The organism is Parafrankia sp. BMG5.11, assembly GCF_004337455.1.
Genome location: NZ_SJXI01000028.1, coordinates 168,221 through 189,420, shown reverse-complemented (window position 1 = coordinate 189,420; position 21,200 = coordinate 168,221). Strand labels below are relative to the sequence as shown.

18 protein-coding genes are annotated in these 21,200 nt (G+C 73.1%); 6 read left to right on the top strand and 12 right to left on the bottom strand.

Going from position 1 to position 21,200, the window contains the following annotated elements; translation table 11 throughout:
* Window positions 1–189 precede the first annotated feature (189 nt).
* The 3 genes from mshB to E0504_RS21855 all read right to left on the bottom strand — a co-directional run bounded on the left by mshB (window position 190) and on the right by E0504_RS21855 (window position 3,759).
* The gene (mshB, locus tag E0504_RS21865) at window positions 190–1,107 is read right to left on the bottom strand and encodes an N-acetyl-1-D-myo-inositol-2-amino-2-deoxy-alpha-D-glucopyranoside deacetylase (protein WP_112105113.1); all 918 of its coding nucleotides are present in this window, start codon (window positions 1,105–1,107) and stop codon (window positions 190–192) included.
* A gap of 184 nt (window positions 1,108–1,291) precedes the next feature.
* Entirely contained in the window at window positions 1,292–3,133 is a 1,842-nt protein-coding gene (gene typA, locus E0504_RS21860; RefSeq protein ID WP_112105112.1) for a translational GTPase TypA, read from the bottom strand.
* Window positions 3,134–3,327: 194 nt separating this feature from the next.
* On the bottom strand, window positions 3,328–3,759 hold the full coding sequence (locus tag E0504_RS21855) for a (deoxy)nucleoside triphosphate pyrophosphohydrolase (protein ID WP_071059441.1): 432 nt from the start codon (window positions 3,757–3,759) through the stop codon (window positions 3,328–3,330).
* A 285-nt stretch (window positions 3,760–4,044) separates the two neighbouring features.
* Here E0504_RS21855 and E0504_RS21850 point away from each other — a divergent pair, with 285 nt between their 5' ends.
* Window positions 4,045–4,344, top strand: a complete 300-nt coding sequence (locus E0504_RS21850) for a 4a-hydroxytetrahydrobiopterin dehydratase (protein ID WP_112105114.1) — start codon at window positions 4,045–4,047, stop codon at window positions 4,342–4,344.
* A 33-nt stretch (window positions 4,345–4,377) separates the two neighbouring features.
* On the opposite strand, the gene E0504_RS21845 is transcribed toward E0504_RS21850, so the two are convergent.
* From E0504_RS21845 to E0504_RS21830, 4 genes are read right to left on the bottom strand one after another with little or no spacing between them, the layout of a single operon-like run.
* Window positions 4,378–4,722 (bottom strand): DUF952 domain-containing protein, encoded by a 345-nt coding sequence (locus E0504_RS21845; RefSeq protein WP_071059302.1) that lies wholly within the window; start codon window positions 4,720–4,722, stop codon window positions 4,378–4,380.
* 43 nt (window positions 4,723–4,765) lie between these two features.
* Window positions 4,766–6,082, bottom strand: coding sequence for an ABC transporter permease (locus tag E0504_RS21840; protein ID WP_131625783.1), 1,317 nt, complete (start codon window positions 6,080–6,082; stop codon window positions 4,766–4,768).
* Window positions 6,079–7,401, bottom strand: a complete 1,323-nt coding sequence (locus tag E0504_RS21835; protein ID WP_112105110.1) for an ABC transporter permease — start codon at window positions 7,399–7,401, stop codon at window positions 6,079–6,081. The genes E0504_RS21840 and E0504_RS21835 overlap by 4 nt, the downstream gene beginning before the upstream one ends.
* Window positions 7,394–8,338 carry an ABC transporter ATP-binding protein gene (locus tag E0504_RS21830; protein ID WP_112105109.1) on the bottom strand — a complete coding sequence of 315 codons (945 nt, stop codon included), beginning with the start codon at window positions 8,336–8,338 and terminating at the stop codon, window positions 7,394–7,396. Before E0504_RS21830 ends, E0504_RS21835 begins: the two co-directional genes overlap by 8 nt.
* 137 nt (window positions 8,339–8,475) lie before the next feature.
* Here E0504_RS21830 and E0504_RS21825 point away from each other — a divergent pair, with 137 nt between their 5' ends.
* Complete coding sequence (locus E0504_RS21825; protein ID WP_071059296.1) at window positions 8,476–9,657, top strand: heparan-alpha-glucosaminide N-acetyltransferase domain-containing protein; 1,182 nt, start codon at window positions 8,476–8,478, stop codon at window positions 9,655–9,657.
* Window positions 9,658–9,676: 19 nt separating this feature from the next.
* Here E0504_RS21825 and ychF read toward each other — a convergent pair whose 3' ends face one another.
* Window positions 9,677–10,753, bottom strand: a complete 1,077-nt coding sequence (gene ychF / locus E0504_RS21820; RefSeq protein ID WP_071059294.1) for a redox-regulated ATPase YchF — start codon at window positions 10,751–10,753, stop codon at window positions 9,677–9,679.
* Window positions 10,754–11,278: 525 nt separating this feature from the next.
* Between ychF and E0504_RS21815 the strand changes: the two genes are divergently transcribed.
* The 4 genes from E0504_RS21815 to E0504_RS21800 all read left to right on the top strand — a co-directional run bounded on the left by E0504_RS21815 (window position 11,279) and on the right by E0504_RS21800 (window position 17,063).
* The gene (locus E0504_RS21815; RefSeq protein WP_071059293.1) at window positions 11,279–11,797 is read left to right on the top strand and encodes a DUF6542 domain-containing protein; all 519 of its coding nucleotides are present in this window, start codon (window positions 11,279–11,281) and stop codon (window positions 11,795–11,797) included.
* A gap of 1,151 nt (window positions 11,798–12,948) precedes the next feature.
* Window positions 12,949–13,917 carry a polysaccharide deacetylase family protein gene (locus E0504_RS21810; RefSeq protein ID WP_112105108.1) on the top strand — a complete coding sequence of 323 codons (969 nt, stop codon included), beginning with the start codon at window positions 12,949–12,951 and terminating at the stop codon, window positions 13,915–13,917.
* Window positions 13,914–15,776: a hypothetical protein gene (locus E0504_RS21805; protein WP_131625782.1), complete on the top strand. Its 1,863-nt coding sequence runs from the start codon at window positions 13,914–13,916 to the stop codon at window positions 15,774–15,776. Before E0504_RS21810 ends, E0504_RS21805 begins: the two co-directional genes overlap by 4 nt.
* A 36-nt stretch (window positions 15,777–15,812) precedes the next feature.
* The gene (locus E0504_RS21800; protein ID WP_131625781.1) at window positions 15,813–17,063 is read left to right on the top strand and encodes a glycosyltransferase family 4 protein; all 1,251 of its coding nucleotides are present in this window, start codon (window positions 15,813–15,815) and stop codon (window positions 17,061–17,063) included.
* A 75-nt stretch (window positions 17,064–17,138) separates the two neighbouring features.
* Here E0504_RS21800 and E0504_RS21795 read toward each other — a convergent pair whose 3' ends face one another.
* The 4 genes from E0504_RS21795 to E0504_RS21780 all read right to left on the bottom strand — a co-directional run bounded on the left by E0504_RS21795 (window position 17,139) and on the right by E0504_RS21780 (window position 21,142).
* Entirely contained in the window at window positions 17,139–17,828 is a 690-nt protein-coding gene (locus tag E0504_RS21795; RefSeq protein WP_373693924.1) for a sterol desaturase family protein, read from the bottom strand.
* 72 nt (window positions 17,829–17,900) lie between these two features.
* Window positions 17,901–18,920 carry a class II fructose-bisphosphatase gene (gene glpX, locus E0504_RS21790; RefSeq protein ID WP_235013705.1) on the bottom strand — a complete coding sequence of 340 codons (1,020 nt, stop codon included), beginning with the start codon at window positions 18,918–18,920 and terminating at the stop codon, window positions 17,901–17,903.
* A 512-nt stretch (window positions 18,921–19,432) separates the two neighbouring features.
* On the bottom strand, window positions 19,433–20,032 hold the full coding sequence (locus E0504_RS21785; RefSeq protein WP_020458497.1) for a DUF4245 domain-containing protein: 600 nt from the start codon (window positions 20,030–20,032) through the stop codon (window positions 19,433–19,435).
* Window positions 20,033–20,809: 777 nt separating this feature from the next.
* The gene (locus tag E0504_RS21780; RefSeq protein WP_071059282.1) at window positions 20,810–21,142 is read right to left on the bottom strand and encodes an exodeoxyribonuclease VII small subunit; all 333 of its coding nucleotides are present in this window, start codon (window positions 21,140–21,142) and stop codon (window positions 20,810–20,812) included.
* Window positions 21,143–21,200 lie beyond the last annotated feature (58 nt).

The following is a 21,200-nucleotide window of genomic DNA, read 5'->3' as shown; positions in this document are numbered from 1 at the left end:
GATCCTGCCGCCGAGGCGTCCGCCGTCGGCATAACCACCCCACCCCACCCCACCCACCCCGCCGGCGCCGGCGCCGGCGCCGGCCGGCGATGTGGCGGCCGGGTGAGTCCTGGGTGTCGCCGAGCCGCCCCGGTCGACCCGAGCGGCGCGCCGGAGCCGCCCTGGCCCGAAGCGCCAGGGCGGCCAGAGCTAGAGGGGGAGGCCGGCGAAGAGGTCGGTTTCGCGGGCGCCGGGTTCCGTTCCCGGGCCGCGCTCACCCCGGGTCAGCACGAAGTGCTCGGCGGCCCAGGCCCGCTTGCCGATGCCGTCGGCGAGCGCGAAGAAGAAGCCGTCCACCGCCATCTGGGTGCGGTGTGCCCGCATCGCCGCCACCTTCGCGGGCAGGTACTCGTCGGTCTGGATCTCGGTGGTGATCATCTCGTCGGGAACCGCCAGCGGAATGTCGTCCGCGGACTCGGCGGAGCCGAACGGGCTCTCGCCCCCGGACTCCCGGAAATACTCGATACCAGCCTGGACGAACGACTTGGGCGTGGCCGTCTCGTAGAACTTGGAGATCTGCCACGGCGGGCCGGCTTCCGGCGCGAAGTCGGGGTTCGCGGCATCGGCGAAGGCCCGGACGGACACGTCATGTGCCCGAATGTGATCCGGGTGGCCGTAGGCGCCGTTCTCGTCGTAGGTGACGAGAACCTGTGGACGGACCTCCCGCACCACCTGAACCAGGGCCGCCGACGCCTCGTCGAGGTCCGCGCGCCACAGGCAGCGCGGGTCGTCGTTGGCCGGAGTGTCGATCATGCCGCTGTCCCGCCACCGGCCGGCGCCGCCGAGGAAACGGTGGTCGGTGACGCCGAGCTCGGCGCAGGACCGGTCGAGCTCACCGATCCGGTACCCGCCGAGCTGGTCACCGAGATCCGACCTGAGGTTGATCAGCTCGGGAACCAGAACCTCACCGACCTCACCGAGCGTGCAGGTGACGAGAGTCACGTGCGTGTCGGGCCGAGCCGCGTAGGAGGCCATGGTCACGCCGGTCGAGATGACCTCGTCATCCGGGTGGGCATGCACGAAAAGCACGCGGCGCGGCGGCAGCACCGTTTCGGCGGATTGCGTCACCCCGCGACCCTATGCGGCCCCGGACCAGCGCCTCCGGCCCCCGCGCACCGAGCCCACCGCGGAAAGCGGGCCCACCACGGAAAGCGGGCCGACTCCCTGAGAGCAGGCCCGCTTCCCGGACTTCCTGAACTTCCTGAACTTCCCGGGCTTCCCGGGCTTCCCGGGCTTCCCGGGCGGGTCGGTGTCAGCCGGTGCGGCGACGCGAGCGCAGCTTCTCCCGCTCCGAGGCGGCGAGCGCCACCTTGCGCAGGCGCACCGTCGCCGGGGTCACCTCGACGCACTCGTCCTCGCGGCAGAACTCCAGCGCCTGCTCCAGCGAGAGCTGACGGTGCGGGGTGAGCCGCACCAGCTCGTCGCCGGTCGAGGACCGCATGTTGGTGAGCTTCTTCTCCTTGGTCGGGTTGACGTCCATGTCGTCCGCCCGGGAGTTCTCACCGACGATCATTCCCTCGTAGAGCTCGGTCGTCGGCGCGACGAACATCGTCCCGCGGTCCTGCAGGTTGAACAGGGCGTAGGCGGTCGCGACGCCCGACCGGTCCGCGACCATCGAGCCGGTCGCACGGGTGCGCAGCTCGCCGAACCAGGGCTCGTACCGGTCGAAGACGTGGTGCAGCAGCCCGGTGCCGCGAGTCTCGGTGAGGAACTCCGTCCGGAACCCGATCAGCCCGCGGGCCGGGACGAGGTACTCCAGCCGGATCCAGCCGGTCCCATGGTTCACCATCTGCTCCAGGCGGCCCTTGCGCAGCGCCAGCAACTGGGTGAGCACCCCGAGGTAGTCCTCCGGGGCGTCGATGGTCAGCCGCTCGACGGGCTCGTGCACCTTCCCGTCGATCTCCCTGGTCACCACCTGGGGCTTGCCGACCGTCAGCTCGAACTCCTCGCGGCGCATCAGCTCGACCAGGATGGCCAGCGCCAGCTCGCCACGACCCTGGACCTCCCAGGTGTCCGGCCGCTCGGTCGGCAGCACCCGGATGGAGACGTTGCCGACGAGCTCGGCGTCCAGCCGGTTCTTCAGCAGGCGCGCGGTCAGCTTCTTGCCGGACCTGCCGGCCAGCGGCGAGGTGTTCACGCCGATCGTCATGCTGATCGACGGCTCGTCCACCGTGATCACCGGGAGTGCGTGCGGGTCCTCGGCGTCGGCCAGGGTCTCGCCGATCATGATGTCGGGGATACCCGCGACGGCGATGATGTCGCCGGGGCCGGCCTGCTCGGCCGGGACCCGCTCCAGGGCCTCGGTCATCAGCATCTCGGTGATCTTCACCCGCTGCTGGCTGCCGTCCACCCGGCACAGCACGACGGTCTGCCCCCGGGTGATCGTCCCGTTGTGCACCCGGCACAGCGCGAGCCGGCCGAGGTACGGCGAGGCATCCAGGTTCGTCACCAGCGCCTGCAGCGGCGCGCCCTCGGTGTGGGACGGCGCCGGGATGGCCTCCAGCAGCAGGTCGAACAGCGGCTTGAGGTCAGGCGAGTCAGGGCTCGTGCCGTTCTCCGGGCGGGTCGTGGACGCCCGCCCCGCCTTGGCGTTGCAGTAGACGATCGGGAAGTCGATCTGGTCCTCGTCCGCGTCGAGGTCGAGGAAGAGCTCGTAGGCCTCGTCCACGACCTCGCTGATGCGGGCGTCCGACCGGTCGACCTTGTTGATGACGAGGACGACGGGCAGCCGGGCGGCGAGCGCCTTGCGCAGCACGAACCGGGTCTGCGGCAGCGGGCCCTCGCTGGCGTCCACGAGCAGCAGCACGCCGTCGACCATCGCGAGACCACGTTCCACCTCGCCGCCGAAATCGGCGTGGCCGGGAGTATCGATGATGTTAATGGTGACGTCACCGAAACGTACGGCGGTGTTCTTCGCGAGAATGGTGATCCCCTTCTCGCGCTCGAGGTCCATCGAGTCCATCACCCGGTCGGTGGCCTCACCACGCTCACCGAACGCGCCGGACTGCCGGAGCATCGCGTCAACAAGAGTCGTTTTGCCATGGTCGACATGGGCAATGATCGCGACATTACGAAGATCGGCGCGTACGGGCACGGTGATGAGCTCCGGGGCAACATGGGGCTTCAGGGCACTACCCTAGGACCCCGAAACGGTTCGTCGGATGAGGGACCGCGATCTTCGGCAGCACCCCCCGGAGGGCGGTACCCGCCCGGGAGAACGACGTCTGCTCCGCCGCGGTCCAACTCCATGGTACGGACTCGCGGCCGCGGGCCGCGCACTGCGGACCGTCACGACGCCGGCAGGCCCTCCCCCGGTTCCCCGAGCTCGGCCCGCAGGGCGTCGACCAGCGGCGCGTCCGCCGGCAGCCACGGGACGTCGTCGAGCTCGCGCACACCCAGCCAACGCAGGTCGTCGTGCTCGGCGGCGACTGGCACGCCCGCGGCCACGCGCCCGAGCCACAACCGCATCCGCCAGCCCGGGCGGGGCAGCGCGATCTCCCCGAACAGGCGCCCGACCTCAATCTCCACGTCGAGTTCCTCGCGGCACTCGCGGCGCAGCGCCGCGAGCTCGTCCTCCCCGGGCTCGACCTTCCCTCCCGGGAACTCCCACATCCCCGCGAGGGACGGCGGCGACACCCGCCGCGCGGCGAGCACCCGCCGAGCACCGTCGATCAGCGCGACGGCCACGACGAGCCGCCCCTCCTCCACCGATCCCACCACCAGCCGCCTTTCCGCCACCCGTTCTTCCGCCACCTGCCACCCTTTCGCCACCTGCTCCTCCGCCACCAGCCACCTTTCCGCCACCAGAGGACGGCCGGGCCGGGCGACCCCGCTGTCCGGTGCGACGGCCCGGAGTGGTAGCCGACGGAACTGATGAGTGTGCGGAGGGTGGCGGATTCCGCTTCCGGGTGACAGCATCCGGCGCAAGGGCCGAGGACGGGCAGGTCCCGTGCCCGGCACGGATCACAGACCGGACCACCGCTCACGGACGTGAAGGAGTCGCGGATGCCTACACGGCTGGACAACAGCGCCGTATCCACCGCGTTGGAGGCACTACCCGGCTGGATCGGCGACGCCGATCGGATCCGGCTCGAGATCCTTGTCGACGGTGACGAGTCGACGGCCATAGTCGACGAGGTGATGCGCGAGGCCGACGCGATGGACCATCACCCGGTCGTGGAAAGCGGCCCGGGGAGCACGATCTTCACGGTCTGGACCCACTCCGCCGGTGGTGTGACCGAGCTGGACGTCGAGCTGGCGCGCAAGATCTCCGCCATCCTGAGGTCCGCCGGCATCGCCTTCTGAGTCGCCTTGGGAGCATGACGGGGGCGGAACCCGTCACCACAGGCCCGGCATCACCGCGAAGGTGCCCTCCGCGGTGGGCGGGAGCGGGACGACGGCCCGCACGGCCTCCGGATCGATCATCCCGTAGAGGTGCGGGAACAGTGCCCCGCCGCGGTCGTCCTCGCCGCTGGCCGGCTCCCAGCGCAGCGGGGCGGTGAGCCGCTCGGGGTCGACCACGAGCAGCAGCAGGTCGGAGCGCCCCGAGTAGTAGCGGCTCGCCGTCTCCAGGACCTGCTCGGGAGCCGAGAAGTGGATGAACCCCTCGGCGTCGAGGCTCGGCGGGTGGTAGTTCGCCGGACCGACCGCCCATGCGTCCCGGCCCACCAGATGACAGATCACTACCGAGCCCTTCCCTCCCACGCGCCGTACGGACGCGGTTTCGTCAGCCCCGCGCGAGCTGATGGCGCAGGATCGCGGCCGCGGCCGCCGACAGCGCGACCGCCATCACCGCAAGCACCGCCAGATTGACACCGACATCCGCGAGTCCGCCACCGTCGATGATCAGATCTTCCCATCCGGTCACCGCCCAGTAGTGGGGTGTCACATGCGCCACCGCGTCGATGGCCGGTGGGAAGAATTCCAGGGGAACCATGCACCCCCCGATCGCGCCCAGCACGATGCCGACGAACGGCGTGATGGACGAGGTCCGCTCGGGGTCGCGCCCGATCGCGCCCACGACCAGGCCCCCGCCACAGCCCACGCCGGCGAAGGCCAGCAGGAGCAGCCCGCCGGCGAGCGGATCACCCCAGTCGACACCGAACGCGAGCGCCCCCACCGCGACGATCAGCGCCGACTGGGCGAGAGCCAGCACGAGCCAGCCGAGGGCGAGCCCGGCCAGCAGGGCCGGCACCCCCGACCGGGTCGAGGCGGCCCGGTGCAGGACCCCGCAGCGGCGGACACTCACGATGAACGCGGCGCTCGCGAGACTGTTGATGAAGACGAAAAGGATCAGGTTTCTTGGCGCGACCTCGGAGAACCGGTTCGGCTCGACGCCGGCACCGGCTCCGACGTCGCGGGAGGCGACCGCCACCGGCGGAGCCGTCCGGGCCAGGTCCCGGGCGATCTCGGCCACCGGGGCACCGGTCAGCCGGGCGGACACGGCTGTGGCCGTGAAGGTGGCCGCGGTGCCCTGGACGATGCCGGTCAGGGTTGTGCGGGCCGTCATCCCCACGTCGCTGCCGAGATCGGTGAGGACCTCGACCTCCCCGGGATCACCCGCGGACACGCGGGAGGGATCCGCGGCGGCGAACACGGCTGCGTCGAGGCCGGCCGGCAGCACGAGGACGGCGCCCACGTCCCCGCGGCGGAGCTGGTCACGGGCGTTACGCACGGTGTCGACGGCCCGTTCACGCAGGCCCGCGGCGGTGGAGACGCGATCCTCGATCGCGGCGGTGACCGGGCCGTCACCCTCGCGCACGACCGCCACGGTGATGGAACCGGCCCCGCCGAACGCGGCACCCGTCACCACCATCACGGCGATCGGAAGGACCAGGAGGAAGAACAGGGCCATCCGATCACGGGACAGCGAGCGCCAGACGACGGCGGTGAACGCGAAGGCCGCGACGAGCCGCAGCCAGACGCCGGGCAACCCGCGTGGACGCCCCGGGCCGCGACCGCGGCCGCCGGTACCCCCGGAACCAGCGCTGCGGCCGGGATCGGGACCGGGATCGGCCCGGTGGCTGGCGGTCTCCGCTGTCACCGGAAGATCACCCGCCGCACGCGGATCATGCCGATGCCTCCCGTGACCACGGCGACGACGAGCAGTACCGCCACCGCCGTCAGCACCGACTCGACGGTCGCCACCCCGGCCGCCAGGTCCGACAGGATGCGCAGCGACCAGCCGTTCGGTGTGAGAAGCGAGATCCGGTCGAGCACCGCGGGTTTCGGCCCCGGGCCGAAGAAGTTCCCGCCGGCGAGCGCGAGGGCGAACGCCACGAGCGAGGTCAGGGCTCCGACCTGCTGCTCGGTCCGGCCGAGCGAGGCGACCACCAGCGTCACCCCGGCGATGGCCAGCGCCGTCGCGACCAGCACCGGCAGCACGCCCGCCGTGGGTCCCCAGTGGGCGCCGAAGGCCACCGTGGTGACCGCCCACACGGTCACCAGACCCGACGTCCCGAGCGCGGCGACCGCCAGCGCGCGTCCGGCGATGAGTTCCCCGGGCCGGACCGGCGCGGCGAGGATCCGGTCGAGGATGCCCGCGTCACGGTCGTTCACCAGCGAGCGCGCGACGAACCCGACCGTGAAGAACAGGAAGAGTATCCCCATGGCGGCGCCGTAGAACGCGACGGGATCGACGCCCGTCCCGGAGACGCCGCTCTCCCGCAGGGTCAGGACGGGGGCCGCGTCGCGGGCGGCGGCGACCTCCGCGGCACTCGGCGGGCGCCCGGTACGGCGCGCCACGTCGGCGAGCGTGAGCCCGACCTGGTTGAACGACGCCGAGACGCCGATCGCGATGGAGTCGGCGACCTGGCCGGCGACCGGCGACGCCGGATCCCGCAGCACGGTGATGGTCGTGAGACCGCCCCGCCCCGCACCCTCCTCGTCCGGCCCGCCGGCGCCGGCCGCCCCATCATCGCCGCCGGCCGCCCCGTCATCGCCGGTGGCGCCGGCCGCCCCGTCGCCCGCGGCCTGGCCAGCGCGGATGGCTCCGCCACCGACCGCCGCCCCGAACCCCGCCGGCAGGACGAGGGCCGCGTCGACATCTCCGTCGTCCACCCCGCGCTCCGCCGCCGCCGTATCCGCCAGCGTCGCGAAACGCATCGGGCCGGCGTCGCCACGGGCCGGCGCGGTCAGGTCCGCGACGAGATCGCGGGTGAGGCCGGATCCGTCCTGGTCGACCACCCCGATCGTGAACGTCACCGACGACGTCCCGCTGATCAGCAGGCCGAAGACACCCGCGAGCACGAGCGGCCCGACGAAGCCCATCATCAGCGCGGATCTGTTCCGCAGGCGGCGCCGCAGGTCGACGCCGGCGATGACGAGCACCGGATGAGCACGCTCCGGACGCCGCTCAGTCACGCAGCGCCCGGCCGGTCAGGTGGAGGAAGACGGCCTCCAGGTCTGGCTCGACGACCTCGATGCCGGCGATGGTCACCCCGAGGTGCTCACCGGTGGTGACCAGAGGCGCCAGCAGGGCCGAGGCGGAGTCCGCGAGCACCTCCAGACCGCCGTCGACCGGCCGCGCCGCGTGGACGCCGGGAAGCTCGCCCGCCGCCGCCGCGAACCCGGCCGTCGGACCGGTCGCCGTGACGACGACCCGGTCGTGTTCGCCGATGCGTTCCACCAGCTCGCGGCGGGTGCCCTCGGCCACGATCCGGCCGGCGTCGATGATGCCCAGCCGGTCGCAGAGCCGCTCGGCCTCCTCCATGTAGTGGGTCGTGTACAGCACCGCGAGACCGGCGCCGCCGAGCGTCTCGACGCTGGCGAGGATCTGATGCCGGCTCTGCGGATCCACGCCCACGGTCGGTTCGTCGAGGATGAGCAGCCGCGGTTCGTGCAGGAGTCCGACGGCGATGTTGACCCGCCGCTTCATCCCGCCGGAGCAGACGTCGACCCGGTCCCGGGCCCGGTCGGCGAGGCCGACCACCTCGAGGACCTCGTCGATGCGCCGCGCGAGGTGCCGGCGGGGCATCCGCTGCAGCCGGCCGAAGAACCGCAGGTTCTCCCGAATGGTCAGGTCCGGGTAGAGCGCCAGCTCCTGCGGGACCAGACCGATCGCGCCGCGGGCGCGGCCGGCGTCGGTCCGCATCGGATGGCCGGCGACGACGACCGACCCGGAGTCGGCGGCGAGGACCCCGGCGATGATCGAGATCGCCGTCGTCTTGCCCGCTCCGTTGGGGCCGAGCAGGCCGTACGTCTCACCGGGGGCGATGGAGAAGCTGACGTCGTCCACCGCCGTCCGCTCGCAGAAGCGCCGGACGAGGCCCTCACAGCGCAACACCGGCGCGGCGTCCATCGTCGGTAGCGACCCGCTGCCCGTCACTCCGCGAACCCTAACCGCACCCGGCGGAAACGGGGCCGCCAGTGGCGAATCGGACGGCGACCGGGCCGACCGTCCAACCCCGACGAGCCGCCGCCTGCGACGCTGGAGACATGGACGGTGAGAATCCACCCCGGTCCGGACGGATCGTCGGTGTCGACATCGCTCGCGGCGTGGCGCTGCTCGGCATGGTGGCGACCCACGTCTTTCCCGCCTTCACCGACACCGAGTCGGACAACCCGGCGATCTCGCCCGTGTTCACCCTGGCCGCCGGGCGGGCCGCCGCCGCGTTCGCGGTGCTGGCGGGCGTGGCGCTGGTCCTGTCCACCCGGCGGCAGAGCGCGGGCCAGGCCCGGCTCTCGGTGTTCCTGCGCGCGCTCGGCATCGGGGCGCTCGGCCTGGGCCTCGCCTATGCCGACTCGGGCATCGCCGTGATCCTGGTGTACTACGCGCTGCTGTTCGTCCTGGCTCTGCCGCTGCTACGGGCATCCGTCCCGGTCCTGGTGGCGGTCGCCGTCCTGGCGATCGTCGCGGAGCCCGTCGTCAGCCAGTTCGTCCGCGACGACCTGCCGGGTTCGGACCTGTCGTCGCCGACGTTCGCCGCGCTGGGCGAGCCCGGACACCTCCTGGCGAAGCTGACGGTCACCGGCGTCTACCCCGCACTCGCCTGGCTGGGTTATCTCTGCGCCGGGATGGCCGTGGCCCATGCGGACCTTCGCTCACGCCAGGTGGCGACCCGGCTCCTGGTCGGTGGCCTGGCGCTGGCCCTCGCCGCGAGCGCCGCCTCCTGGCTGCTCCTGGAACCGCTCGGCGGGCGCACCGAGCTCGCGGACCCGGCCGAGGTTCCCGGCGTGGGCTCCCTGCCGCAGGGCTGGTTCATCGACTCCGGTCTCTACGGCGCGACCCCCACCGACAGCGCCTGGTGGCTGGCCGTCGACACGCCGCACTCGACGACTCCGTTCGACCTGGCTCACACCACCGGGACCGCGCTGGCGCTGCTCGGCCTGGCGTTGCTGGTGGCCCGCGCCCCCCTTGCCCGGCCCCTCGCGGCGGTCGGCGCGATGACGCTCACCTTTTACTCGCTGCACGTGGTGGTGATGGCCTCCGACCTGCTCCCCACCGACCCGACCAGGTCGTATGCGCTCCAGGTCCTCGTCGCGCTCACGGCCGCCACGCTCTGGCGCCTGACCGGCCGGCGCGGCCCGGCCGAGGCCGCCGTCTCGGTGCTCCCCCGGGCGGCCCGCCTCGTCCAGAGCCCGCGGCGGCCCGCGGTCAGGCTGGAACGAGGAACCTGACCCAGGCGGGGCGCCGGCTTCAGACGTTGAAACGGAAGTCGACGATGTCGCCGTCGGCCATCACGTAGTCCTTGCCCTCCATGCGGACGCGGCCGGCGGCGCGCGCCGCGGCCATGGAGCCCGCAGCCATCAGGTCGTCGTAGGAGACGATCTCGGCCTTGATGAAGCCCCGCTGGAAGTCGCTGTGGATCACCCCGGCCGCCTCGGGCGCGGTGGCTCCGGCCCTGATGGTCCAGGCCCGGGACTCCTTGGGACCCGCGGTCAGGTACGTCTGCAGGCCGAGGGTGTGGAAGCCGATCCGGGCGAGCTGCGCCAGCCCGCTCTCGTCCTGGCCGAGGGAGGCCAGCAGCTCGGCCGCGTCCGCCTCGGGCAGTTCGATCAGCTCCGCCTCGACCTTCGCGCAGAGGATCACCGCGTCGGCCGGGGCCACGAGGTCCGCGAGCTCCTTGTGCCGACCGGTGTCGGCGAGGACGTCCTCGTCGACGTTGAAGACGTAGAGGAAGGGCTTGGCGGTGAGCAGGAACAGCTCACGCAGCTCCGCGCGGTCGATCGACGGGTCGCTGGACAGCGGCCGCCCGGCGTCGAGCACCTCGTGCGCCGCCTTCATCGCGGCGAGCAGGGGCTGCTTCGACCGGTCGAGGCGAGCTTCCTTCTCCAGCTTCGGCAGCCGCGCGCCGATGGTCTGGAGGTCGGCGAGCACGAGTTCGGTGTTGATGGTCTCGATGTCGGAGGCCGGATCGACGTTGCCCTCGACGTGGACCACGTCCGGATCCGAGAAGACCCGGACGACCTGGCAGACCGCGTCCGATTCGCGGATGTTCGCAAGGAAGCGGTTGCCCAGGCCCTGACCCTCCGACGCACCTCTGACCAGGCCGGCGATGTCGACGAAGCTCACCATCGCGGGGACGACCCGCGCGCTGGAGAACATCTCGCCGAGCTTCGCGAGACGCGGATCCGGCACGCCGACGACGCCCACGTTGGGCTCGATCGTCGCGAACGGATAGTTCGCCGCCAGGACCTCGTTACGGGTCAGGGCATTGAAAAGCGTGGACTTGCCGACGTTGGGCAGCCCGACGATGCCTATCGACAGACCCATGACCGAGCAGTCTACGGGTGATCGCGCCCGGCCCCGATCGCGGAGGTCCCGGTCGCAATGCCACCGCCGCTCCCGCGACGCCACAGCGGCGCCACCGCGGCACGGTCGCGCCGCCCGCATGGCCGCGGCGCCACCATCGGATCATTCGTGGGCAGAGTATTCGCCGCCGCGCGCCGCCCGGCCGGGACGGACGGCGCGCGGCGGCCGTCGCAACGGCCTGGGATCGGCCGGGACGAGGCACGATCCCCGCTCTCCGCTGGACTTCCGGGTCGCCGGGCCGTCGGGCCGACGTCCGCGGACGGCCGGACGGCCGGTCCCGCCCGATCCGTCCGATGGCTGCGGGTCATACCGATCGGTAGCTCATCGTGCATAACGGAATGCCGAAAGTGCAGCTACCAAGACGTGCTCACTTCTCTGACCTATCGCCCTGACGCAGCCGCAAAGTTGGGACGGTACGTTGCCTGGGTGAGTACGCCGCCTCACCGGCAGCCCGCCGGACCGCCGGGAAGGTCCGGGCGTACCCGAGTGCCGGATGATTCGTACCCGCCCGGCCCGCGCACGCGGTCCGGATCACCGCCGCCCCCCACCGTCGTCACGGGGACGCGCCGGGGCCTGACCGCGCTCGGCGCGGGACTGGTCGCCGTGGTGGTCGGCGGAATCGGCGCCGCGGTCGACTCGCTCCTCTTCGACAATCTCAGTTACGTCTTCGGTGTCCTGTTTGTGGCCGCCTGCGTGCTGGCCGCGGTGCGGGTCCATGTCGACGACCTGATCGGTGTCGTGATCATGCCGCCGCTGGCGTATGCCGTGATCACGGTAGTGGTCGGCTTCCTGAACCCCGCGGCCGGCGACGGAAGCGCCGGGCTGCGCAACCGGGCGATCGACATCGGCTCCGAGATGATCCTGCACGCTCCCGCGCTGCTCACGGCGGTCGTCCTCGTGACGCTGATCGCGGCCGTGCGCGGGCGCCGGGCGCAGGTCGCGCGGCGCGAGCGCCAGCGCTCGCTCGCCCAGTCGGCCGCGGCCCGCAGGCGCCGGCCCCAGTAGAGCCCGCCCCAGTAGCGCGCGCTCCGCCGCCACTCTCCGACGGCCCCTCGCCCCGACGGTGCCCTTTCCGTGGCCCACTGCCGCGGGCCGCGATCCCCCGGCGAACGATGCGGCCGCGTGGTGCCGGCGTCCAGGGCAGCCGCCCGCCGCCACCGCAATGTGCCGCACCCAGGGCCCGCCCGCCACCGTGCGGATCACACCGATCACCGCTTCACGGGGGTCGGCCGGGCCCGGCCGACACACCAAGGCGCCATTCACGTCGTTCACCCGCATTGTTCACGGGTTAGCACGCCTGGGCTTTGCTGAGGTCAGCGCGGTGATCCCCACCGATGGGCACCCGAACGTCACCATCGCAACATCCGGACCGGCGGATCCGTGCAGTACTGTCACGACGTGCCCAACACGCCGGATTACCAGGGACGCACTCGTCACCCCTGGTGGCGGGCGTGCCGGTGCGGCCACACGCGGGATTCGCACCGACATTACCGACCAGACAGCGACTGCGGCGAATGCGACTGCCCACGGTTCACCCGGGTGCGTCGCCGCACCGGTCGTTCGGGTGCGCCACCGCCGTAGCGACGTCCATCCGGAGGACGTCGACGGGGCATGGTCGATCCCGGCGCTTGACGGCCGTGACGGCCATGGCGGCCGTCATGTGTCGGTTGCCGTGTCGGGTGTGGTGACGACCGCCCTAACGGCGGGGTCCTGACATCCGCTGTTCCGGCAGTGATCGCCCTGGCGGTCGCCGCCCGGTCAGCGGTTGCCGTGACCACCGCCCGCCATGCCGGCGGCACCGCTGGACGGCGGCACCCGGCGCGACGCGGGACAGCGACATCGAGGTCGCCGTCCGGGCACCCGCATGTAACGCAGTATTCGGAATTCTCGAATACAGATGATCTAAATTTCTTCAGCAGGACGCAGGAACACCGTCGCCCGCAGGTGCCGAACGGAAGCGCGGCCACTCACCGATGACGCGCCGTTAACCGTTCGATTTCAGCTCACCTCTTGATACACATCGCCTGGCCGTAATGGCGCTACTACAGGCAGCAATCACTCATGCTAGATTCCGCTGGACGCCAACCGGTTACATTCCGCGATATGAGCCGACCCGAGCAAAGCGGGCGGCCCGGGGACCGCTGGAGGGGCGAAAAGTGTCTTCCCCGAAATCCGCCACCACCGCGACGTGCAAGGAAAACAACGAAGGAGCCGGAGCCACGGCTCGTTCGGCGGCGGCCGGCCGGGCACGCGGTCGCAACGGCGCGGCCAACCAGCCGCGGCCGGTCCCGATCCTGCGCTACGACGTTGCCGCCGATCCCACGGGCCACGCGCCGCGGAGATCGACGGTGACGCCCGCCGTCTTCGCGCGCCACCGTCGCATGATCCAGAGATCCCGTCGCCACTTCATGACCGTCGTGGACTACTGCGCGGCGCTGCGCTCGGCCGACGCGCCACCCGACGCGATCGTCATCACCTTCGACGGCGATCACGCGGAGACCTTCGTCGCGGCCCGCGAGCTGGCCGAACGAGGCCTCGCCGCCACCGTCTTCGTCACCACCTCCCGGCTCGGGACACCCGGCATGCTCAGTGAGGGGGACGTGCGCCGCCTGCACGAGATGGGCGTCGAGATCGGCGCGGCCGGGCACAGCGGGCGCCGGCTCGACGGTCTGCAGCGCTCCGACGTCACCGCGGAGATCACGCTGAGCCGGCGGCGGCTGGCCGCGATCACCGGCGACGAGCCACGCTCGTTCGCCTACCCCCGCGGAGGCTGGGACCCGACCGCGCGCCAGCTGGTGATCGCGGCCGGATACGGCGGCGCGTGCGCCGTCGGGCAGGCGCTGTCCCACCAGGGTGACGACCCGTTCGCCATTACCAGGCTGACCGTGGACGGCGGTCTCGCCGACCACCGCGTGCGCGCCTGGCTGGACGGGATCGGCCGGACGCTGCCGCGCACGGTCCCGGCCAGGCCGCGGATCAGGCTCGTCCCGTCGGTGCTGGGGGCGCGGGTCCCGGCCCGGGCGCCGGCGCGGCTGGCCGGCGCGTACCGCCCCCGGTTCGCGCCGCACATCGCCGAGGGGACCCGTCTCCCCGCGCCCGGCCAACCCACCCTCCCACCGCTGTGACCACGGCCTCGTCGGCGGGCGCGCGAGGCGGCGCGGGACGGCGGAGCGGACGCGGCCGGCCCGCGAGCGCCGGCGCGGCCACAACCGGCACGACCACCGGCACGACCACCGCCGCAGCCGCGGCCGTCACCACGGTGACGGCCGCGCTGCTCGCGGCCGCCTTCTGGGCCTGGGCGGCACACCGGGTCCCGGCGGTAGACGTCGCCGCGGACGCCACCGTCGTGCTGGGTCTGCGGGTCATCGTCTCGCTCGCGCGCGCCGCCGCGCCCGGACCCGGCGCGCGGCACCGGCTGCGCGCCGGAGCCCTGGCCGCGCTCGGAGCGGTCACCCTGGCCTGGGCCGGTGGATCGCTGATCCCAAGCCTGGCCTTCCTCGCCGCCACCCCCGGTTTCCTCATCCTCCTGCCGCTGGCGGCCGCCAGCGTCGCCCTCTGGCCGGCACGCCCCGATGTGTGGCGGTTCAACGCGTCCCAGGACTCACCGAACCGCCGCACATCGGCGGCCGGGATGCTGGTCGCCGCGGGGGCGTGGGTGGCGCTGGGCGCCGTCCGGGTGGGCGCGCTGGTGTTCGCCGCGGACGTCGCGGCGCGGGGCGGGGCGGGGCATGCGCACGTCGCCCTGCTCGCATGGCTGGCGCCGGTCGCCCTGGCGGCCGGTCCACGCTGCGGATGGCTGCTCTGGCGGACGGACGCGGACCCCGGCCTCGCCTCATCCCGTGTGGCCACCCCGGCGGGGCGGCAGCGCCCCGTCCGGCGGCTCGGCGCCCCCCGGCGGACGACGACGACGGCGCGAGCCGTCCCCGCGCCGGAGTGGGAGCCGCCGGCTCCCGGGTCACGCCCGGGCCTCAGATCGCTCCCAGCCCGCGGATCGCAACCCGCTCCGGGATCGCTCCCGACCCGCGGCTCGCCACCCACTCCCGACTCGCTCCCCGCTGTCGGGTCACCGTCGGAGCGAGGATCAGTGGTCCGGCCCAGCGCGCAGCGGTGGGCGCAGGGCCCCCAGCGACCGCCCAGGTCACGGCGCCCCTCGCTACCACCGACGAGGTCGCCGCAGGCGCCGACCCCGCGGTCACCGTTCTCGGCACTGCCCACAGCTCCGCCCAGCAGGACCCCGTTCGGCAGGACGCAGGTGGATGAGGCGGCGCGGCGATCGCTCGCGTCACTCGCGGCCGCGCCGGCCGCGCCGGCCGCGCCGGAGCCTGTGACGCGGGTGCTCTGGTCGGCGGCGGCGGCCGGACTGGCCCTGGTCGTCCTCGATCACCAGGTCGGCCCGGGGAGCGCCGCCTTCGCCCTGGCCGTGCTCGCCATCCTGGCCGTCGGCGGGTTCGCCGGCGGCCGTGGGGCCGCGACGCTGCCGTGCGTGGCCGTCGCGCTGGTCGCCGCGCCGCTGCCGCTGGCCGTGCTCGGCGACGAGTACGCCGATCAGGGAACAGCCGGGCTCCGCCTGCTCCTGGCCACCCTCGCGATCGACGCCCTGCCAACCGGCGCCCGCCCGACCGGCGCCCAGCCGTCCAGCGGGGTGCGGGCGGCCGCGCGGCCGGTGATCCGGCGCGGGGCCACGGTGACTGGGCTGGCCGTTCTGGTGGCCGCGCTCCCGATCATGCTGGCGGCCTGGGGTGCCGAGGGGGCCGCGCTTGCGCTGCTGCTCGGCCGGGTGGTCGCCGTGGCGCCTGTGGTCCGCCTGCCGGCGCGCCGCGAGCGCGCCGGCGGGCCAGCCGCCGAGGCCCCCGGGCAATCCCGGCCCGCCGGAACCGCGCCGGCCGCCGTCGACCGCCGCCCCGAGGCGGCCGGCCGCGGCGGGAGACGCGCCCGGATGGCCAGGTTCGCGCCGGGAGTCAGTCACCCATCTCGGTCACTGTAGCGACACGATGGCCAACTTTCCGTAACCTGCCGTGGCGTGGAGGAACAGCCGGCCGCACGGGTCCTCATCGTCGAGCAGGGTGAGGGGCTGTGGGGCGCCCAGCGCTTCCTGCTGAGGCTCGCCCCGCTGCTGGAGCGACGCGGGATCGAGCAGATTCTCGCCGCCCCGGAGGACAGCGCGACGGGCGCGGCCTGGCGGGCGTCCGGGCGGCACCACGCCGTCCTGCCAGTGCCGGCGGACCGGAGGTTGCGCCGCCCGGACGGCCGCCCGAGCCCCGCGCTGGTACTGCGCGAATCCGGCCGGACGGCGGTCATGGCGGCCCGGACAGCCCGGCTCGCCCGGCGGTTCGGCGTCGACGTCCTGCAGGCGAACAGCCGCTGGTCGCATCTGGAGGCCGTCGGGGCCTCGGCGCTGTGCCGGCGGCCCGCGTTGCTGCTGCTGCACGAGGAGAACGAGCCGGACCTGGTCGGCCAGCTGCACGGGCTGGCCGTCCGGGGGGCCGCGCGGTCCGTGGCGGTGAGCGGCGCGGTCGCGGCGTCGCTGCCGGGGTGGGCCGCCCGACGCGCGGTGGTGATCCGCAACGGGGTCGACACCGACGCGCTGCGCCCCGGCCCGGCGGACCCGGCCGTGCGGGCCAGCCTGTCGACGGACCCGGCAGCGCCGCTGGTCCTAGCGATGTCCCGCCTGGACCCCCGCAAAGGCGTCGACAAGGTGATCCGTGCGGTGGCCGCGCTGCCGGACCACCTGAAGTCCACGCGGCTGGCGGTCGCGGGCGCGCCCAGCCTCGACCCGGCGTCCGGGGAGTCGCTGCGCCGGCTCGGCGCCGAACTGCTCGGTGACCGGGTGCTGTTCCTGGGGCCGCGCTCGGACATCGGCGACCTGCTGCGCGCCACCGATGTCCTGGTCCTCGCGTCGAGTCTGGAGGGGCTGCCGCTGAACGTGCTGGAGGCGCAGGCGTGCGGGCGGCCGGTGGTGGCGTTCCCGACCGCGGGCATCCCGGAGATCGTGACCGACGGAGCGACCGGCCTGATCGCCCGCCAGGACGACATGGCCGACCTCAGCGCGAAGCTCGCCCGGGTGCTCGACGACCAGACGCTGGCCGAGCTGCTCGGCGCCCGCGCGCGGGCGAGCGTCGTCGCCCACCACACGCTGGACGCGCAGGCGGACGCGCTGGGCGGCCTGCTGATCAGCCTCGCCGGGCAGGCTCGCGCGCGGAGGCACCGGTCAGCCGGCCACGACACCGCACACTATGAGGTGCATCACACCACCGCTGGACGCAGGTCGTAGCCGGGCGGTTCCGCGAAGCCGCCGCCGGGCTGGCGCGGAGCGGCCCGGTCACGGCGCCGGCTCACGAGGAGCCGGTCAGGCGCCGGTAGGCAGGCCGGGGGCGGCGCGCCGGGCGGCACCGCGGGCCGTCGGCGAGACAGGCACGTCGTCACGGGCGGGCGAGGTGCCCAGCACCATGTCCGCGACCGGGCTCGTCACACCCAGCCAGTACCGCTCGTTGCGATAGTGGTGCAGCCGGTGCCCGCGCCAGACCCGCCGGTAGAACCGGTTCGACGGGCGGACGGCCGTGTGCACGAGGAAATGCGTCCAGTCGTAGGCCAGTGCGCCCAGCCCGGCGCACACCGCCGCGGTGCCGACAGCCGGCGGGCCCAGCGCCGCGAGGCCGACGGCGAGCGCCCCGCCTGCCGTCACCTCCCGGGGCCGCAGGAACATCGTGTCCAGGTTCGTCGGATCACGGTGATGCTGCTCGTGCCCGTAGCCGGCGAGCTGGTAGCCGACCGACCCGAGCCGGCCGCCCGGCCGGGCGTGCAGCAGGCCGCGGTGCACCGCCCACTCGACGAACGGCTGCGCGGCGAGGCAGGCCGCGGCCGTGACGACGTCCCGGCGCCGCAGCGGACCACGCACGGCCCGCACCACGCCGACCGCGCCCACACACCCGAGGAGCACCGGCGGGCGCGGGTGGGCGACAAACCGCCGCAGCGCCTGCGGAAGCGTCCGGATCTCGGCCGCGCTGCCATGCGGGCCGGGCCGGTCCAGCCGCGCCACCGCCCGTCCGATCGGAGCCGTCAGCCGCCGCCGGGTCCTGGCTCCTCGGACGAGAGTGGGCATCGGCCGGACTCAGAACGGGACGGTCGAGTAGGCCTGGAGCTTGGTCAGCTGGTGCTGGCTGTCGACCCGCCGGATCGTGCCCGAACGCGAGCGCATGACCAGCGACGACGTGTTGGCACCGCCCGGCCGGTACCGCACCCCGGCGAGCAGTTCGCCGTCCGTGATGCCGGTGGCGACGAAGAAGATGTCCTCGCTGTTCACCAGGTCCCGGGTGTGCAGGACCCGGCCCGGGTCGTGCCCGGCGTCCAGGACCCTCGCCCGTTCGGCGTCGTCCCGCGGCCAGAGCCGGCCCTGGATGACGCCGCCGATGCAGGTCACCGCGCACGCGGCGATGATCCCCTCGGGTGTTCCGCCGATGCCGAGCAGCATGTCCACCCCGGTGTCCGCCGAGGCCGCCATGACCGCGCCGGCGACGTCACCATCGGAGATCAGCTTGACGCGCGCCCCGGCCTTGCGGATGTTCTCCACCAGCTCGGCGTGCCGAGGGCGGTCCAGCACCACGACCGTGACATCCCGCGGCAGAATGCCCTTGGCCTTCGCCACCGCGCGGACGTTGTCCTCCACCGAGGCGTCGATGTCGACGACGCTCGCCGCTTCCGGCCCGGTGACCAGCTTCTCCATGTAGAAACAGGCGCTGGCGTCGTACATCGAGCCACGCTCGCTGACCGCCATCACCGACACCGCGTTGTTCATTCCCTTGGACGTCAGCGTCGTCCCGTCCACCGGGTCGACCGCGACGTCGCACTCGGGGCCCTCGCCGGAGCCGACCTCCTCGCCGTTGAACAGCATGGGGGCCTCGTCCTTCTCCCCCTCGCCGATCACGACGACGCCCCGCATCGACACCGTCCCGACGAGCCGGCGCATCGCGTCCACGGCCGCCTGGTCAGCACCGTTCTTGTCACCACGCCCGACCCAGCGGGCGGCGGCGAGCGCCGCGGCCTCGGTCACCCGGACCAGCTCGAGAGCGAGGTTCCTGTCAGGCGCCTGGCCCTGGACGGCGAGGGACTCGGGCACGGACGACTCGGGCACGGAAGGGGTCTCGGCAGCCACGGGAGGAGCGTAGTTCGACACGGCGTCACGCGCCGCCGGTAGCCGCCGAAGTACCAGCCCGCGACCGGGCCGCTACCGCCACGACCAGCCCTGCGACCAGCCTGTTTCCGGTCCGTGATGAGGCCGGCGGCTGGCTGCGGAGGCCGCGTCGCCGACGACCGGGCGGAAGCCCGGAAAATTCTTTGGACGGGCGCGCAACCTTCCCCGGAGGAACCGCGTCATACAGGTCGATACGGGTGGCCGTCACGCGGAGGGGGCGTGACGGCCACCCGAAGTCGTTTCTGTACCCGAGCCGTCCCAGCGCCCGGAGCCGTTCCAGGTCAGTGCATCCCGCCCACGGGACGGCCGCGCCGGGAGCCCACCCCGAGCCGGCTCGCGATCGCGACATCGGCGGGGCCCGCAGCGGCTCGCCTGGCGTCGCAAACGCCGCCAATCCCCTTTCTGGTCCTGCTGGTGCCGTCCTGCTGGTGCCGCCCTGGTCCTGCTGCTGATCAGGCGGCGGGGCTGGCGACCGCGGCTGACGCTCCGGTGTCGAGCGGCCGGACGGCGGCGGCGAGCGTCTCGAGGTCGGCCCGGTCGGCTGCCCCGGGGCCGCCACCGTCGTCGACAATCGTCGTCACACCGTCGGCCACGCGCGTGATCGCCAGATGCCCGTCGCTGTCGCGTCGCTCGTCCCACTCCTCACCGGCGACGCTCACGGCCCCGGTGGTGGGTCGGTCACCGAGAATCGCCTGGACCGCGTCCGGGGCGTTGCTCTGGATGAACCGGGTGTAGGTCCGGTCGCCCGGCCGGTCGATGACGTACCCGATCGTGATCTGAGTGGTGTCTCCGTCGCTGGTCCCACCGGAGGGCAGCTTCATCCGGATCGACGTCGGCTTGAAGAAGTCGGGCAGGTCCTGGGGCGCCGAGGCCGGGTAGGGCGCCTGGCGCGCGTACGGCACCAGCGTGGACTCCGTGTCCACGACCTTCACCTCGGGATCCTCACCCCCGTGCGGCATCACGAAGACGTAGAACACCGCCACTCCCGCCAGCACCACGGCGAGGGAGAGCACCATGTCCCGGACTGTTTCCTGACCGCGTTGACGCGCCACGCCCTCATCTTCCGATCCGACGCCGCCCTGATCCGACGACGTCCGTACTCGACGTCCGCATGGGACGCCCACAGGGGACGTCCGTGACTCCATGTCCGCACTGGACGTCCGGGCCCGACGGCGTTCGGATCCGGCGGCCATCACCTGACGAACACCCGCTGGACACCCGCGGAACCTCTGAACCGCGGAACCGCGGAACCCGACCCTACGGCCCCCCGAAGCCCTGGCGTCCCGCCCGGCCCCACCGAATGTGTGCCACCCACCGCACACCTGGCCCCCCTGAACGCGCTCAACCCCCACCACCGACGCACCCCCCACCAGAGTCCCGCTACCCCGCCCACCCCGAAGCCGCTCCCGCCCTCCGCCCCACCCAGCTCCCAACCGGGCTTCGGGGCCCGGGCCCCGAAGATGTGTGGCGGCTCGATGTGTGGCGGCTCAGTGAGTCCATGGACTCACTGAGCCGCCACACATCAGAAGCGATCTTCAGGCCGCGAATGATTCGTGATGGTTTTGGGGTTTTGGGGTTTTGGGGTTGGAGGTGCGGGCTGGGAGTCCCCGGTTCGTGGCCTGGCAGGCTCAGGCGCCCCGGGTCCCGGAGTCCGGGATCCCGGGGCAGGTGGAAGATCGACGATCTGGATGGCTCTGTGTCCTCCGCGCCCGGGAACGGGAGACCCGGCCCCGGGCTGACGGGGGTTCCGGGAAGACCACCGGCAGGTCGAGAACGACCAGCGAGGAGGAGCAGCGCGGCGCGATGCCAGGAGGTTCGGCCGGTGGGACTCAGGAAGGTTCGGCGGTCGGGGCGGGGGTGAGGCGGGCCCGGGCGCCGTCGAGGAGGCGCTGGCAGACGGCGGCGAGCTCCTCGCCGCGTTCCCAGAGCGCGAGGGACTCCTCCAGAGCGCATCCCCCGGCCTCCAACCTGCGGACGACGTCCTCCAGCTCCGCGCGAGCCGCCTCGAAGGTGAGACCGGGAGTGGTCCCCGGGGTGACACCCGTGGCGACCCCGGAGGTCGGTCCTGGCGCAGTACCCGCCGTAGTCCCTGGCGTGGTCTCCGGAACACCATCCGAACCGGGTCCGGTGGTGGGGCTCCGCTGACGGTCAAGATCGGTCATGTGCCTTCTCCTGTCCCGTTCGACGGCTGTCCCGCTCGACGGCCGTGAGCCCGCGCCC